Raw genomic sequence first — 13,334 nt, 5'->3', positions numbered from 1 at the left:
GTTTAAGTGCTAAAAATAAAAAGAATTGAGATAGTGTAAAATGGAAGGATACCGCCGTAACGATATAAACGAAAGGAAAAGGGAGGTTTTTCTCGGCATAATAGAAGGATATTTTGAAACGGCAAGCCCGGTCGGTTCAAAGTTCGTATCTGAAAGTTGCAATTTAAACTTGAGTCCGGCTTCTATTAGAAATATAATGGTTTCCTTGGAAGAAGAAGGGTATATATATCAGCCGCATCTTTCTGCGGGAAGAGTGCCGACGGCTAAGGGATATGGATTTTACGTCGAAGGCATGATGAAGGCGGAAAAAATTTCGCGCAAGCAAAAAGAAATTATAAAAAAAAGGTTTAATTCGGCAGGCGGAAGTTTGTCGGACACGCTAAACCGAACTTCCAGATCGCTGTCTGATTTGTCTCATTATGCCGGGGTAGTTCTTGCTCCCGACACTGTCGGCGTTTATCTTTTACACATACAATTTTTAAAGATAAAATCGAATAATATACTCGTAATCATCGTATTTAAGAACGGTGTTACCGAAAACAGGTCGATTTACATAGATAAAGACGTAGAGCGAAAGGAATTGAAGAGATATTCCGATAAGCTGAATTGTATTTTAGAGAAAAAAAATTGCAGCATAGATAATCTCAGGGATATTATAGCAGAGGAAATACATGACGACAGGGAGAATTTTTATTCAATAATAAATAGCGCAGTATTTTGTTCCGCGGATGAGGATAATGCGGAGAGTAATTATGATAATTCCTTATACGTGGGACCCGAAGGGTATTTATTGGAAGAGCCGGAATTTTCCGATAACGAACATATAAAATTTCTTATAAAAACTATTTCCGATAAAAAAACGGTAATAAAACTGCTTGGGCTTACTAAAAATTGCAAGACAAAGCGAATATTCATCGGTTCCGATGAAGAGTGGTCCGAAATTACGGGGTTATCTCTCGTATCTGCGCCGTATGTCGGCAAAAATAACATGCTTAAGGGTTCGATAGGGATAATAGGACCCTTGAGAATGAATTATTCTCTCGTCATTCCCGTAATAGATTTTATGGCTGAATTATTGAGCGAAATTATATAGAATATAAGAAATTTTAATAATCAAGGAGATTGAGTAAATGATTGCGGATGAAAAAAATGGCGGTAGGGATAAAAACGAGGCGGATGTTCATGAAGAATTCGGAAAAAAAATAGAGGAATCTGCCGGAGGGCAAGTTTCTAATCAGACCGATCTTGATATCGACGATATTCCCAATCCGGGAAGCCTTATCGAAGCGGAGACCGAGCTTAATTACCTTAGAAATGTGCTTAAAAATATAAAGAAGGAGTATGACGATTTAAATTCAAACTATCTTAAAAGTCTTGCGGATGCCGAAAATTTCAGGAAAAGGATGAATAGAGAGAAGGAAGAATCTTTGAAATATTCCAATGAAAGCCTTTTAAGGGATCTGCTTCCCGTTTTAGATTTTTTAGACTTGGCGATAGAACATTCGGCGCCCTATGTAAAGCAGGATACCTCCGGAAACTTAAAATCTTTTGTAGACGGAGTTAAATTGGCGTATAATGAATTTATCAAAGTTTTAAAGAATTTCGGCATAGAAACGGTGGATACGACATCTAAAGATTTTGACCCTAATTTTCATCAGGTAGTTGAAATGGTCGGAGATTCCGATCAGCCGGATGGAAAAATCATAAAGGAAAAAAGGAAGGGTTATATTTACAAGGAGAGGCTTATCAGGCCGTCCCTGGTGTCTATTTCTAAGCCTGACGGCGATAAAAAAGATTGAATAAAGTATATATAAACAGTACATTTTAAGGTATAATTTATAACAAAAGTTTAAAAATAAATTTTTATATTGTCAAGGAGAAACTGATTATGGGAAAAGTTATAGGTATCGATTTAGGAACTACAAACTCCTGCGTTGCGGTTATGGAGGGGAAGGAACCCGTCGTAATAGCAAATTCGGAGGGAGCCAGGACGACCCCGTCCGCCGTGTCTATAAGCGATAGCGGCGAGAGGCTCGTAGGGCAGGCGGCAAAAAGACAGGCTGTCACAAATCCGGAAAATACTATTTATGCCGTAAAAAGACTTATCGGCAGAAAATTTGATTCCCCGGAGGTTAATGCCTTTAAAAAAATGTGCTCTTATAAAATTGTTTCAAGCGACAACGGGGATGCATGGGTGGAGATAAAAGGCAGAAAGTATTCTCCGGCAGAAATTTCTTCAATGATATTAATGAAAATGAAAAAAACGGCAGAGGATTATCTCGGAGAGACCGTTACCGAGGCGGTTATAACGGTTCCGGCATATTTTAACGATTCCCAGCGGCAGGCGACGAAGGATGCCGGAAAGATTGCGGGTCTTGACGTTTTAAGAATTATTAACGAACCTACGGCATCTTCTCTTTCTTACGGATTGGATAAAAAGAAAGAGGAAAAGATTGCCGTTTACGACCTTGGCGGCGGAACGTTCGATATATCCATACTTGAACTCGGCGAGGGAGTTTTTGAGGTTAAATCTACCAACGGAGACACATTCCTCGGCGGAGAAGATTTTGACCAGAAAGTTATTAATTATATAGCCAATGAATTTAAAAAAGATAACGGCATAGATTTAAGGGGCGACAAGATGGCGCTTCAAAGGTTAAAAGAGGCTGCCGAAAAGGCGAAGATAGAATTATCGTCCTCTTTGGAAACCGATATAAATCTTCCGTTTATTACGGCGGACGCGAGCGGCCCCAAGCATCTCAACATAAAACTTTCGAGGGCAAAATTAGAACAGCTTACCAGCGAATTGGTGGAAAAATCTATGGCTCCGGTTAAGGTTGCCTTAAGGGATGCGGGTTTAACGACGTCTCAGATCGATGAGGTTATTTTAGTGGGCGGACAGACCAGAATGCCCAAGGTTCAGCAGTCCGTTAAGGAATTTTTCGGGAAAGAACCCCACAAGGGCGTTAACCCTGACGAGGTAGTCGCGGTAGGGGCGGCAATTCAGGGTGCCGTTCTTAAAGGGGACGTAAAGGATGTCCTGTTGCTTGATGTTATGCCTTTATCTTTAGGGATAGAAACGCTTGGCGGAGTAACGACAAAGTTAATTGACAAAAACACAACCATACCTACCAGAAAGAGTCAGATATTTTCTACTGCCGCAGATAATCAGCCCGCCGTTACTATTAACGTATTACAGGGTGAGAGAGAAATGTCGATGGACAACAAGAGTCTTGGAAGATTTGAGTTGACGGGAATACCGCCCGCTCCGAGAGGCGTTCCTCAGGTTGAGGTTACTTTTGATATAGACGCCAATGGCATAGTCCATGTTTCGGCGAAAGACCTTGGTACAGGTAAAGAACAGTCCATCAGGATTACGGCTTCAAGCGGATTGTCCAAGGAAGAGATAGAAAAGATGGTTAAAGAAGCCGATTTACATAAGGACGAGGATATCAAAAAGAAGGAGTTGATAGAGGCAAGGAATCATTTGGACGGTTTGGTTTATTCGGTAGAAAAAACGCTGAAAGACTCCGGAGACAAGATTGAATCTTCGGACAAAATGTCTGTTGAAGAAAAAATCTCGGAATCCAAAAAAGCCCTTGAGGGGGATGATGTCGATACTATGAAGCGGATAACCGAAGAATTAGAGAAGTTATCCCATTCTATAGCCGAGTCTATTTATAAGAAGACGGCAGAAGAAACCGGCGCAGGTTCCGGGGGCACTGCGGGACCTTCCGAGACGGGAGAACAAGCGGGGCCGTCCGGCGAAGAAGACGTCGTGGAAGCCGAATATGAGGAAGTTAAAGATAAAAAGGATCAATAAAATTAAACAAATAAAATAATTAAACAAATAAAATACAATATTTATAACTTATGGCAGTTAAAAGGGATTATTATGAAATTCTCGGATTGGACAGAGATGCGACAAACGATGAAATAAAAAAAACTTATAGAAGGTTAGCGTTAAAATATCACCCTGATAAAAATCAGGGTGATGGAGAATCGGAAGAAAAATTCAAGGAAATAAATGAGGCATACAGCGTTCTGTGCGATGAAGAAAAAAGGGCGGCTTATGATAGGTTCGGACATGACGGCGCTAATGCGCAGGACGGAGGTTTCGGTTTTGGCGACATATTTAGCGACTTCTTCGGCGATGTTTTTTCTCAGCCTAATAAAAAAAGCAGGCGAAAAAGAGGCGAAGACCTGAGGTACGGGGTTAAAATAAAATTCGAAGAGGCGTTATCCGGCGTATATAAACAGATAAAATTTAATAGATACGAAGCATGCTCTCCATGTGGGGGGACGGGTGCCAAAAAAGGGACAGACAGGGTTGTCTGTCCTGTATGCAACGGTACCGGAGAAATAAGACAGCAGCAAGGTTTTTTTTCAATATCGAGAACATGCTATAAATGTAACGGAGAGGGGGATGTCATAGAGACCCCGTGCCCTACCTGCAGAGGAAACGGAAGGGTTATAAAAGAGCGTAAATTAGACATAAAAATACCTGCCGGTATAGACAACAACAACAGGCTTAAGGTTGCGGGAGAGGGGGCTTCGGGAGTTTACGGGGGTCCTGCCGGCGACTTGTATGTCGATATTACGGTAGAATCCCATGACGTATTTAAAAGGCGGGGAAACGATATATTCGTTACAATGCCTATAAGTTTTTCTCAGGCGGCATTAGGTTGCGAATTAAACGTGCCCACTACAGAAGGAGAATCCGTGATAAGAATATTGCCCGGAACCCAGAGCGGGGCGCGGTTTACCCTTAGAGGAAAAGGCGCTCCGAGACTTAGCGGCGGTGCGCGGGGAAACGAATATATTGATGTGGTCGTGGAGACGCCGACGAATCTGGGTCAGAAACAAAGAAGACTATTAGAGGAACTTGCCGAAGAGAACAAGGAAGAAACTCATCCGCTGAAGAAGTCTTTTATGGATAAGATTAAATCGTTTATATAACATGCTCTTGTTTTTTATTCGTTGACAAAGCGAATATTTTTAATCGATATTCGCTTGTCTGAGGGCAGTCCTTTATTTTCTGAAGAAAAAAAGTCGTTTATCTTTTTTACGAATTCTCCCTTAATGAATCCCAGCTCGAATATCAGAGCGGGATTCTCTACGCTTATCGTTAAAACATTTCTGTTTAGCGCCTTGGGCCTGGTTTTTTTCCCTATTTTATCTCCGCAGATGATTTCCCAATGTTCATAAAGTATCAATATATAATAATCCGACAAACGAAGTTTACTTTTCAACACCCTTAAAAGAGTATCTCTTAAATCTGATTGTTTAGCCAACCCGTGTCCCCTCTGTTCTTATTTAATGCGTCGCTCTTTCATAGCTTAACAAGTTATATGAAAAAATAAAAGTTATTAATATTTTAAATTTAATTGTTGATTTAAATTCATTATTTTTATATTATTGTTTATAATATAAAAATATCCAATAAGTAATAAATATAAAGTTGTAAATTTAAACTTACAATGAGGCGAGTGGGATGAACAGTATGCATATTTATTGTCCTTTTTGCGGTACTCCTTACGATATAGACGCATCTGCGCTGCCGCACAACGATGTTAAGACAAAGTGCAGGGTATGTTCGAACGTATTTGTTCTTAATAAAAATACGGGAGCGGCAAAAGAAGAGCCTGTTTTGGGAGAAAAAAGCGGCAGAGGAAACGCCGCCGCCGAGGGCGATGATGCTGCGCAATCCGCTACGGCAGAAATAAACGCCGCTGTTGCAAAGGACGAAGCTGTTGCGGCAAAGAACAACAGGGAAAAGAGGAAGATTAATTCATTACAGATAATAACCTTTTTAATTTTGATTATATTATTCTTAATTGCCGTTATTGAAGCCCTTATGCATTTTCATATCATAGATTTATCATTTTTACTCAAAAATTTATCTTAGTCACGGCATCAGCTTCAATTTAATTCAGCTTAGGTTTTTCAATAGGAATGTATATCGAAACCGCGGTACCTCTGCTTTTAACCGAGTCTATATTAATAAAACCGCCGTGTTCGTGTATTATTTTTTGGCTTACGGCAAGCCCTAAGCCGCTCCCCTTTTCTTTGGTGGTAAAAAACGGAACGAATATATTTTTAATATCTTTTTTGCTTATTCCGCATCCGTTATCTATGAATTCTATTTTTATGAATTTGGGATTATTTCTGGTATAATCCAATTTGGTTACTATCTTTATCATTCCCCCTTCATGTTTTTTTATTGCACAGCCGGAATTTTTTATCATATTCAAAAAGACTTGTCTCAATGCGTTTTCCGACGCATAAATCAAGGGAAGACTCGGATCGAATTCTTTTATGATCTCGATATCCTTTTCAGATAACTTAACCTGCTCCATAATGATTATCTCGTTAATCGCTTTGTTTATATTGACGGGAGATGTTTTTATTCTATGTTTTTTGGATAAATCAAGAAGATTTTCTATAAGGTCGTTAATTCTGGTGGATTCCTTTATTATTATTTCTAAAAAATCATTTAAATCCGGCTGATTAAACTTTCTTTTTAAATAAGCGGCGGAAGCCTTAATCCCGCCAAGGGGATTTCTTATTTCATGCGACATTTCGGCTATAAATCTTGATAGGTCCTCTATTCTTTCCTCATCTTTAATATGGTGGTCCATCTCTTTAAACCTCGTTATATCCTTCAGGGATATCAAAATGTAAAATGTCGCTCCGTAAACGATTTTTGATACCTCTAAAATAACGAATTTACTCCGATTTTTATTTATAAATTTATATTCAAAATCTATAAACCCCTCGCCGGTATTTATTGCGGTCCTCACCTTCTCCTCTATATAGGCGTTGCTGCCGAAAAAACGGTCTAAGGTTATAGTATTTAAAAATCTATCGGAATATCCGGTAAGTTCCTGTGCCGGAAGGTTTAAAAACCTCAAAATCAAATTTTCGTCGAATAAGATTAAAGAATAATTCAGATTGTTCAGTATTAAATTGTTCGTATCCATTATGCTTTTAATGATAACATTTATTTTCGTCTTGGGGTTGAATAAAATTTTATTGTTTAAATTTTATAAATCGTTTATAATAAATCGTTTATAATAAATTATTACACTTTTGTAAATAGAATATGGGGTATCAAGGCAATGCATAATGCGAATGATTGTATTTTTTGTAAAATAGTCAACAAAGAAATACCGGCGGATATAGTAAAAGAAACCGCTAATTTTATAGTAATAAAAGATATTAACCCCGTTTCGCCTATTCATCTTTTAATAATTTCTAAAAGGCACTATAATAGCATTCTCGACGTCAAAGGCGAGGGAGAAATATACGGAAACGAGATATTCGGTTTATGCGGAGAACTTGCCGTCGAGTTTAATGCCGTCGATAAAGGCTTTAGGGTTGCAATAAATACAAAGGAAGACGGCGGTCAAACGGTAGATCATATGCATATTCATTTTATGGCGGGCCGCCGGTTCACGTGGCCGCCGGGTTAATAAATAATATTTGACAATAATAACGTAAATAAAATATATATAAGGAGAACTGAATTGATGGAGGCATGGTTTTTAGAGGATCAAACCGATGATTTCGGAATAAGAATACGTATTAAATCTATTTTACATTGTGAATTTTCCGATTATCAGGAAATAGCGGTATATGACACTTTTGAGTTCGGAAAGATGCTTGTGCTGGATAAAGCTACTATGTTTACCGAAAAAAACGAGTTTGTTTATCATGAGATGCTCGGGCTTATCCCTTTATTCGCCCATGAGAAACCGGAAAGGATTCTTGTCATTGGAGGCGGCGACGGTGGCGTGGTCAGGGAGTGCTTGAAAAATCCGTTCGTTAAGCATATCGACCTTGTAGAGATAGATAAAAGGGTTATCGAGGTATCTAAGAAGTTTTTTCCGGAAGTAGCCTTCGGATTAGAAGATAAACGAGTAAAAATCATCCCCGAAGACGGAATAGAGTTTGTAAAAAGGATAAAATTAAACGACCGGGAAGACGAAAAATACGACGTAATACTTGTCGATTCCACCGACCCCATCGGTTTTGCCGAGGGTTTGTTCAGGAGGGATTTTTACGAATCCGTCGCGGGGTCGTTAAAGAACGACGGAATTTTTGCGGCGCAAACCGAGTCTCCTTTTTTTAATGAAGGTTTGATAAAAAACATAGGCAGAATTATAAATGAAATATATGAAAAATCATCCCTTTATTGCGCAACCGTCCCCATTTATCCGGGCGGTTTGTGGAGTTTTACCGTCGGCTCCAAAAAATACGATCCGAAAATTGTCAATGAAAGTTACAGAGGTTTTGATTTCGATAGGCATAATTTTAAATATTATTCTCCGGAAATACATGCTTCGTCGTTTATTTTGCCTAATTTTGCAAGGGATATCCTAAAGTAATTCTATGAAAATAGAAATTGAAAAAGAAAATTTGATGCTCGAGACTTCGTCTTTTTTTAGTTCGTCGGATTCTTATGAAAATTCCGATTTGGTTCTTATCGGTATTCCCATGGATAGTACTGCAAGTAATGTTCCGGGCTCAAGGTTCGCTCCGAAAAGAATACGGGAGCTATCGCATACGCTTGAGAGTTACAGCCCCGTTCTATGCGAATCGACTGACGGTAAATTTTACGATATCGGGGACATCGATATGCCGTGGGGGAATACGGATAAAAGCATAAGATTTATAGATGAAATAGCCGGAGATTTGATAAACGACGGCAAAAAGATTATCGGTATCGGTGGGGACCATTTAATAACGTATCCCATTGTGAAACAATATGCGTCTAAGTTTAAGGATTTGGTAATCGTGCAATTTGATGCGCATTTGGATTTAAGGGACGAGTGGGGCAACGAAAAATATTCTCATGCGACGGTTTTAAGGCGCATTCATGAAATAATAAATGGGGATAATTTATATCAATTCGGCATTCGGTCCGGCTCCGAGGAGGAATTTAGTTTTGCTAAGAAATTCTGCCGTGTTTATGAAAACGGGGTTTATGAACCGTTAAAGCGGGTCATGGGGCAGTTAGCCGGAAGGGACGTCTATCTTACCATAGACATAGATGTTCTTGACCCTGCTTTTGCTCCGGGAACCGGTTACCTTGAACCGGGGGGAATATCGTCCGTAGAGCTTTTAAATGCTGTATCGCTGATATTGCCGAGGGTCAACATCGTAGGTGTGGACTTGGTAGAGGTCTGTCCTCCGGCGGATAATTCCGATATAACCTCAGCTATTGCCGCAAAGCTTATAAGGGAAATTATCATCGGTTTGAGCAAAAATAAATAAGAGACAAGAATATTAAAATATAAATGGAATCGGAGGGAATAACAGTGTTTGAGATACCCGATATATATACTTTGACAAGCGGAACGTCGGAAGGAACTTCAAAATTGGGGGCATTCGACAATGCGATTTTAAATGCGGGGGTCGGTAATACCAATCTTATAAAATTAAGCTCCATACTGCCGCCGAGGGCGTCTTTTCGGAATAGAATAGTTTATCCGCGCGGGGTGCTTGTTCCCATCGCATATGGTTCGATTTCAAGCGACGTAAAAGGCGAAACGATTGCCGCATCCGTTGCTATTGCAATTTCGGCAGATGACGGCTTTGGGGTAATAATGGAGTATTCAGGTATTACGTCGGCGGAAAAAGCGGAAAAAACGGCTAGAAAAATGGCGGAAGACGCAATGAAGCATAGAAATGTTAAAATAAAAGAGTTGAAATCATTAAGCTCGGAACACATCGTGGTAAATTTCGGATGCGCATTTGCCGCCGTTCCTATGTGGTATCTTAATTTGCTGTAATTTTTCCGTCATGAACTTTGGATATATTTTATTAATTTGCGGATGCGCATTTGCCGCCGCAAGAGTGTGATATTCCGGCATGTGCCGTTTCTAAAAAGGAATACATATACTGCTCCGCTATGCGTTTTTCCGGATAACCGGGATAATTAAATAATTAACGATCATAAGGAGACGGACGAAAGGAAATGCGGTATCTGTTTTCGTCCAAAAGTCGATTTGAATAAAGCCTTTATAATTTCAACTTCTATAGGTTTATTATTTGTAATAGTCTTGATTTCATTAGTCGGTCCGGGAAATATATTGCATATGATGGACCACTTAAATCTTTTGGATTTTTTGTTCTTATTTTTTCTTTCCTATCTTGCATTATTTTTTTCCGCTCTTTCCTACAACAATGCCCTTGACGTTTACGATGCCAAAATAGACCTCAAGAACCTTATAAATATTAAACTGATAGGTTACAGCGCAAACTACATTGCTCCCTCCGGAATATTTGCCGGTTTTATAAGCGGAGACGCTATAATGGCATTGATACTGAAAAAGAGAAGCGGTTTTGAATTCAGGAAGGGGTTCTCTGCCGGATTAGCCGCAAAAGTAATAGAATTCGGAACGTTCTTGATTTTTATTTATCTCGGGCTCATACTCGGGTTCAGATATTTTTATCTTCCGCCCGAAATATGGTTTTTTCTGCTGATTGCGGCGATATTCGTAGGCGTTATAACCCTTGTTTTTTTAATCAACCCTATAATAGACAATAGGTTCTTTACTAAAATATTAAAATATTTGACTAGATTTAAAATTTTGAATATAGTAATACTCAAAATTTTAAAACATATAGACGATTTTGAAAAAGAGCTTCATTTATTTTACATGAAAGGGTTCAGATATCTCTTTTTAAGTCTTTTTTTGAGTCTGATAGAAACTGCCGTCTTAATATTTCAAATATGGCTTCTGGTTCACTATCTCGGAGTTAACATGGGGTTTTCCAAGACGCTGTTGATATTTTCGGTTTCCATGCTCGTCTTTGCGCTTCCTTTGGCTCCGGGTTCTGCAGGAACATATGAACTTTCGCAGGTCGGTCTTTTTGATATTTTAGGTTTAGGTTCCAATTTGGGCTTGACTTTCAGCTTAGTGATGAGGGCGGTAAATTTGCTTATGGTCGCCATTTCATTTTTTGTCGTACCCTATTATGGATTTCATTTCTTTAAAAAACATAAAAATGAAGACGGGGACAATAACGGTAATGAAAGTGAAAAAGAGGCCGGTGACGAAGGGGGTCCGCAAGTATGACGATATTGTATTCTCTATGCAGCTGGGGGTTGGGGCATGCCACGAGAGGTCTTCCCATGCTGAGAAGATTTGTAAAAGACGGTCACGATGTTATCATTTATACGTCCGGAAGAGGTCTTGCACTTTTAAAATCGGAGCTTAAGGGTAACGTAAGATTTATTGAGTCGGTTCCTTATCCGTCGCCTTATTCCGATAAAATAGGTTTTGCAGTCAGGTTTATGGTGATGGTTCCTAAGATTATGGGTATAATCAAGGAAGAGGTCAAAGACGTAGGCAAGATAGTTAAAGAAAACAAAGTAAGTCTCATAATTTCGGATTCAAGGTTCGGTTCTTACTGTAAATCCGTCCCTTCATACCTTTTATTCCACCAGCTAAGATTTATTGCCCCGTTAAGACTGCCTCCGGCAGAGATGGTTACGGAGTTTTACAATCATTATTTACAAAATAATTTTGAAAAGATTATTGTTCCGGATTACGAAGAGAATTCGCTTTCGGGGGATTTGTCCCATAAACTGAGGTATTTTGACAAAGAGAAAATAGAATACGTAGGGATTCTTTCGGATTTCGAGAAGATAGATACGGATAAAGATTTAGATTATTTGTTTTCCATTTCCGGACCAGAGCCCACGCGGACGATATTGGAAGAAAAACTATTTTCCCAGATTCATCTTTTAAGGGGCAAGATTGCAGTTGCGCTCGGAAAGCCGGACGGATATACTGAAGAGGTCAGGGGGAATACCACGATATATTCCTATCTTGAAAAAAAGAGGCGTGATGAACTGATGAACAGGGCCAAGATTATAATTTCAAGGTCGGGTTATACTACCATAATGGATGTGGCGGAGATAGGCAAAAAAGCGCTTTTTATCCCGACGCCGGGGCAGACCGAGCAGGTTTATCTTGCACATCATTTAGAAAAAACGGGGTTGTTTCATTCGGTAAAGCAAAGAAAACTTAAACTTGACAGGGACGTCGAAAGGGCATTAATATATAAAGGGTTTACGCCTCCGTGGAGAACGGCGGAAAGCATAGAGAGGTTTCTTAAAGCGATTGGAATTAAAAAATGAATTTACCCATGGAGGTTTGATGGTTTCCATAATTATACCGGCGCATGAAGAAGAAAAATATATAAGTATTTCAATAGAGGATATTTTTGGGCAAACCGGAGTGACATTCATAGGAAAAGATGAAAACCCGGGGGATTTTGCAAAATCCGGCAAGACGCTTTGCGAACTTACGGTAGTTGTTACGCACGGTAACGACGATACCGCAGGGGCGGTAGCAAAATATCCCGAAGTGAACCTTATAGCAGACGATTTCAGCGGGGTTTCAGAGGCAAGAAACGTCGGTGCCGATGTTTCGAGAGGCGATGTTTTTTTATTTTTAGATGCAGATACCATTTTAAAAGACGGATTTCTAAAGAGGCTTGACGAATTTAATAATGCGGCAGATTTTATAGGCACATCCAAGCTTTTACCGGATATTAACACCGCCAAGGCTAATTTTTTTATGTATTGCAACAATATAGCCCATATGATTTCAAAGACATCTATGGCTTTAATATTTTGCCATAGAAATGTTTATGGAGTTGTCGGCGGTTTTGATGAAAGAATGCCTGCAGGGGAGGACCTGAAATTTATAAATATAGCCTTAAAAAATAGGGCAAGGTTCAAATATTTAGGCGATATAAGCGCGGTAACCTCTATGAGGCGGTTTGAAACAAACGGCTATATAAAGACGGCTTTGGAATGGATGGGCGGATATTTCTTCAAACCGGCAGAGCATTACGATGTGGTGAGGTAAAAAAGGGATAGCAACCGTTTAAACACAATATTAATGCATACTGAACAGCTCATCTATCGCCTTATTGCTTTTCCGAGCGGCCTTTAAGTTTCATATTCTCTCTCCTTTTTTTAAAAAATAATCGCTTATCATACGGATTCGTAACGACAAGGAAACAATTATGCTGTATCAAATATTATTTCAGATTTTAAATTATTCGGGCTTGTCGGCCACTCTGCTGGCGGTATGGTTTTTTTCGTCGCATAAGTATAAAATAGGATTTGCGGTATCGATATTAAGCTGTATTTTTTGGATAGCAATAGCCTACATCGATAATGTGCCGAGTCTTTTGATTCTAAACGTGATATTATTATTCTTGGACATAAGGGGCTATTTTAAAAAAGACGTTCAAAAAGACAACTCGGAGATATAATCCATAGATGAATTCTATGGTCATATAACTTA

The 13,334-nt window shown here is 39.2% G+C and carries 15 protein-coding genes; 13 read left to right on the top strand and 2 right to left on the bottom strand.

Features of this window, described 5'->3' with window-relative positions; genetic code table 11:
* Positions 1–40 precede the first annotated feature (40 nt).
* The 4 genes from hrcA (at position 41) to dnaJ (ending at position 4,959) form a co-directional block, all read left to right on the top strand.
* Entirely contained in the window at positions 41–1,093 is a 1,053-nt protein-coding gene (gene hrcA / locus ACMCNP_RS02415) for a heat-inducible transcriptional repressor HrcA (protein ID WP_419313332.1), read from the top strand.
* Positions 1,094–1,130: 37 nt separating this feature from the next.
* A complete protein-coding gene (locus ACMCNP_RS02410; protein ID WP_419313329.1) occupies positions 1,131–1,799 on the top strand; it encodes a nucleotide exchange factor GrpE in 669 nt (222 codons plus the stop codon).
* An 89-nt stretch (positions 1,800–1,888) separates the two neighbouring features.
* A complete protein-coding gene (gene dnaK, locus ACMCNP_RS02405) occupies positions 1,889–3,823 on the top strand; it encodes a molecular chaperone DnaK (protein WP_419313326.1) in 1,935 nt (644 codons plus the stop codon).
* A gap of 50 nt (positions 3,824–3,873) precedes the next feature.
* Complete coding sequence (gene dnaJ, locus ACMCNP_RS02400) at positions 3,874–4,959, top strand: molecular chaperone DnaJ (protein ID WP_419313323.1); 1,086 nt, start codon at positions 3,874–3,876, stop codon at positions 4,957–4,959.
* Between the two features lie 14 nt (positions 4,960–4,973).
* Here the strand turns inward: dnaJ and ACMCNP_RS02395 are convergent, their stop codons facing one another.
* Complete coding sequence (locus ACMCNP_RS02395) at positions 4,974–5,294, bottom strand: DciA family protein (RefSeq protein ID WP_419313321.1); 321 nt, start codon at positions 5,292–5,294, stop codon at positions 4,974–4,976.
* Positions 5,295–5,494: 200 nt separating this feature from the next.
* Between ACMCNP_RS02395 and ACMCNP_RS02390 the strand changes: the two genes are divergently transcribed.
* Entirely contained in the window at positions 5,495–5,908 is a 414-nt protein-coding gene (locus tag ACMCNP_RS02390; RefSeq protein WP_419313318.1) for a zinc-ribbon domain-containing protein, read from the top strand.
* A 19-nt stretch (positions 5,909–5,927) separates the two neighbouring features.
* Here ACMCNP_RS02390 and ACMCNP_RS02385 read toward each other — a convergent pair whose 3' ends face one another.
* Entirely contained in the window at positions 5,928–6,983 is a 1,056-nt protein-coding gene (locus ACMCNP_RS02385) for a two-component system sensor histidine kinase NtrB (RefSeq protein WP_419313315.1), read from the bottom strand.
* 138 nt (positions 6,984–7,121) lie between these two features.
* Here ACMCNP_RS02385 and ACMCNP_RS02380 point away from each other — a divergent pair, with 138 nt between their 5' ends.
* The 8 genes from ACMCNP_RS02380 to ACMCNP_RS02345 all read left to right on the top strand — a co-directional run bounded on the left by ACMCNP_RS02380 (position 7,122) and on the right by ACMCNP_RS02345 (position 13,302).
* Entirely contained in the window at positions 7,122–7,475 is a 354-nt protein-coding gene (locus ACMCNP_RS02380; protein ID WP_419313312.1) for an HIT domain-containing protein, read from the top strand.
* Between the two features lie 54 nt (positions 7,476–7,529).
* Positions 7,530–8,390 carry a polyamine aminopropyltransferase gene (speE, locus tag ACMCNP_RS02375; RefSeq protein ID WP_419313309.1) on the top strand — a complete coding sequence of 287 codons (861 nt, stop codon included), beginning with the start codon at positions 7,530–7,532 and terminating at the stop codon, positions 8,388–8,390.
* Between the two features lie 4 nt (positions 8,391–8,394).
* The gene (speB, locus tag ACMCNP_RS02370) at positions 8,395–9,279 is read left to right on the top strand and encodes an agmatinase (RefSeq protein WP_419313307.1); all 885 of its coding nucleotides are present in this window, start codon (positions 8,395–8,397) and stop codon (positions 9,277–9,279) included.
* A 44-nt stretch (positions 9,280–9,323) separates the two neighbouring features.
* Positions 9,324–9,797 carry a pyruvoyl-dependent arginine decarboxylase gene (locus tag ACMCNP_RS02365; RefSeq protein WP_419313304.1) on the top strand — a complete coding sequence of 158 codons (474 nt, stop codon included), beginning with the start codon at positions 9,324–9,326 and terminating at the stop codon, positions 9,795–9,797.
* Positions 9,798–10,013: 216 nt separating this feature from the next.
* Positions 10,014–11,087, top strand: a complete 1,074-nt coding sequence (locus ACMCNP_RS02360) for a lysylphosphatidylglycerol synthase transmembrane domain-containing protein (RefSeq protein WP_419313301.1) — start codon at positions 10,014–10,016, stop codon at positions 11,085–11,087.
* A complete protein-coding gene (locus ACMCNP_RS02355; RefSeq protein WP_419313298.1) occupies positions 11,084–12,154 on the top strand; it encodes a glycosyltransferase family protein in 1,071 nt (356 codons plus the stop codon). The genes ACMCNP_RS02360 and ACMCNP_RS02355 overlap by 4 nt, the downstream gene beginning before the upstream one ends.
* Positions 12,155–12,173: 19 nt before the next feature.
* Positions 12,174–12,890 carry a glycosyltransferase gene (locus ACMCNP_RS02350; protein WP_419313295.1) on the top strand — a complete coding sequence of 239 codons (717 nt, stop codon included), beginning with the start codon at positions 12,174–12,176 and terminating at the stop codon, positions 12,888–12,890.
* 160 nt (positions 12,891–13,050) lie between these two features.
* Complete coding sequence (locus ACMCNP_RS02345) at positions 13,051–13,302, top strand: hypothetical protein (protein WP_419313292.1); 252 nt, start codon at positions 13,051–13,053, stop codon at positions 13,300–13,302.
* Positions 13,303–13,334: the final 32 nt, after the last annotated feature.

This window comes from Candidatus Acidulodesulfobacterium sp. H_13 (assembly GCF_048541835.1).
Lineage (GTDB): Bacteria > SZUA-79 > SZUA-79 > Acidulodesulfobacterales > Acidulodesulfobacteraceae > QIJE01.
The sequence above is the reverse complement of the archived record's forward strand: the minus strand, read 5'-3'. Positions and strand labels throughout refer to the sequence as shown.

Bases quoted from the DNA above. Each gene is read 5' to 3' on its own strand.
- ACMCNP_RS02410 (WP_419313329.1), top strand. From the start codon at position 1,131: ATGATTGCGGATGAAAAAAATGGCGGTAGGGATAAAAACGAGGCGGAT.
- dnaJ (WP_419313323.1), top strand. From the start codon at position 3,874: ATGGCAGTTAAAAGGGATTATTATGAAATTCTCGGATTGGACAGAGAT.
- ACMCNP_RS02380 (WP_419313312.1), top strand. From the start codon at position 7,122: ATGCATAATGCGAATGATTGTATTTTTTGTAAAATAGTCAACAAAGAA.
- hrcA (WP_419313332.1), top strand. From the start codon at position 41: ATGGAAGGATACCGCCGTAACGATATAAACGAAAGGAAAAGGGAGGTT.
- dnaK (WP_419313326.1), top strand. From the start codon at position 1,889: ATGGGAAAAGTTATAGGTATCGATTTAGGAACTACAAACTCCTGCGTT.
- ACMCNP_RS02355 (WP_419313298.1), top strand. From the start codon at position 11,084: ATGACGATATTGTATTCTCTATGCAGCTGGGGGTTGGGGCATGCCACG.
- speB (WP_419313307.1), top strand. From the start codon at position 8,395: ATGAAAATAGAAATTGAAAAAGAAAATTTGATGCTCGAGACTTCGTCT.
- ACMCNP_RS02385 (WP_419313315.1), bottom strand. From the start codon at position 6,983: ATGGATACGAACAATTTAATACTGAACAATCTGAATTATTCTTTAATC.
- ACMCNP_RS02345 (WP_419313292.1), top strand. From the start codon at position 13,051: ATGCTGTATCAAATATTATTTCAGATTTTAAATTATTCGGGCTTGTCG.
- ACMCNP_RS02390 (WP_419313318.1), top strand. From the start codon at position 5,495: ATGAACAGTATGCATATTTATTGTCCTTTTTGCGGTACTCCTTACGAT.
- ACMCNP_RS02350 (WP_419313295.1), top strand. From the start codon at position 12,174: ATGGTTTCCATAATTATACCGGCGCATGAAGAAGAAAAATATATAAGT.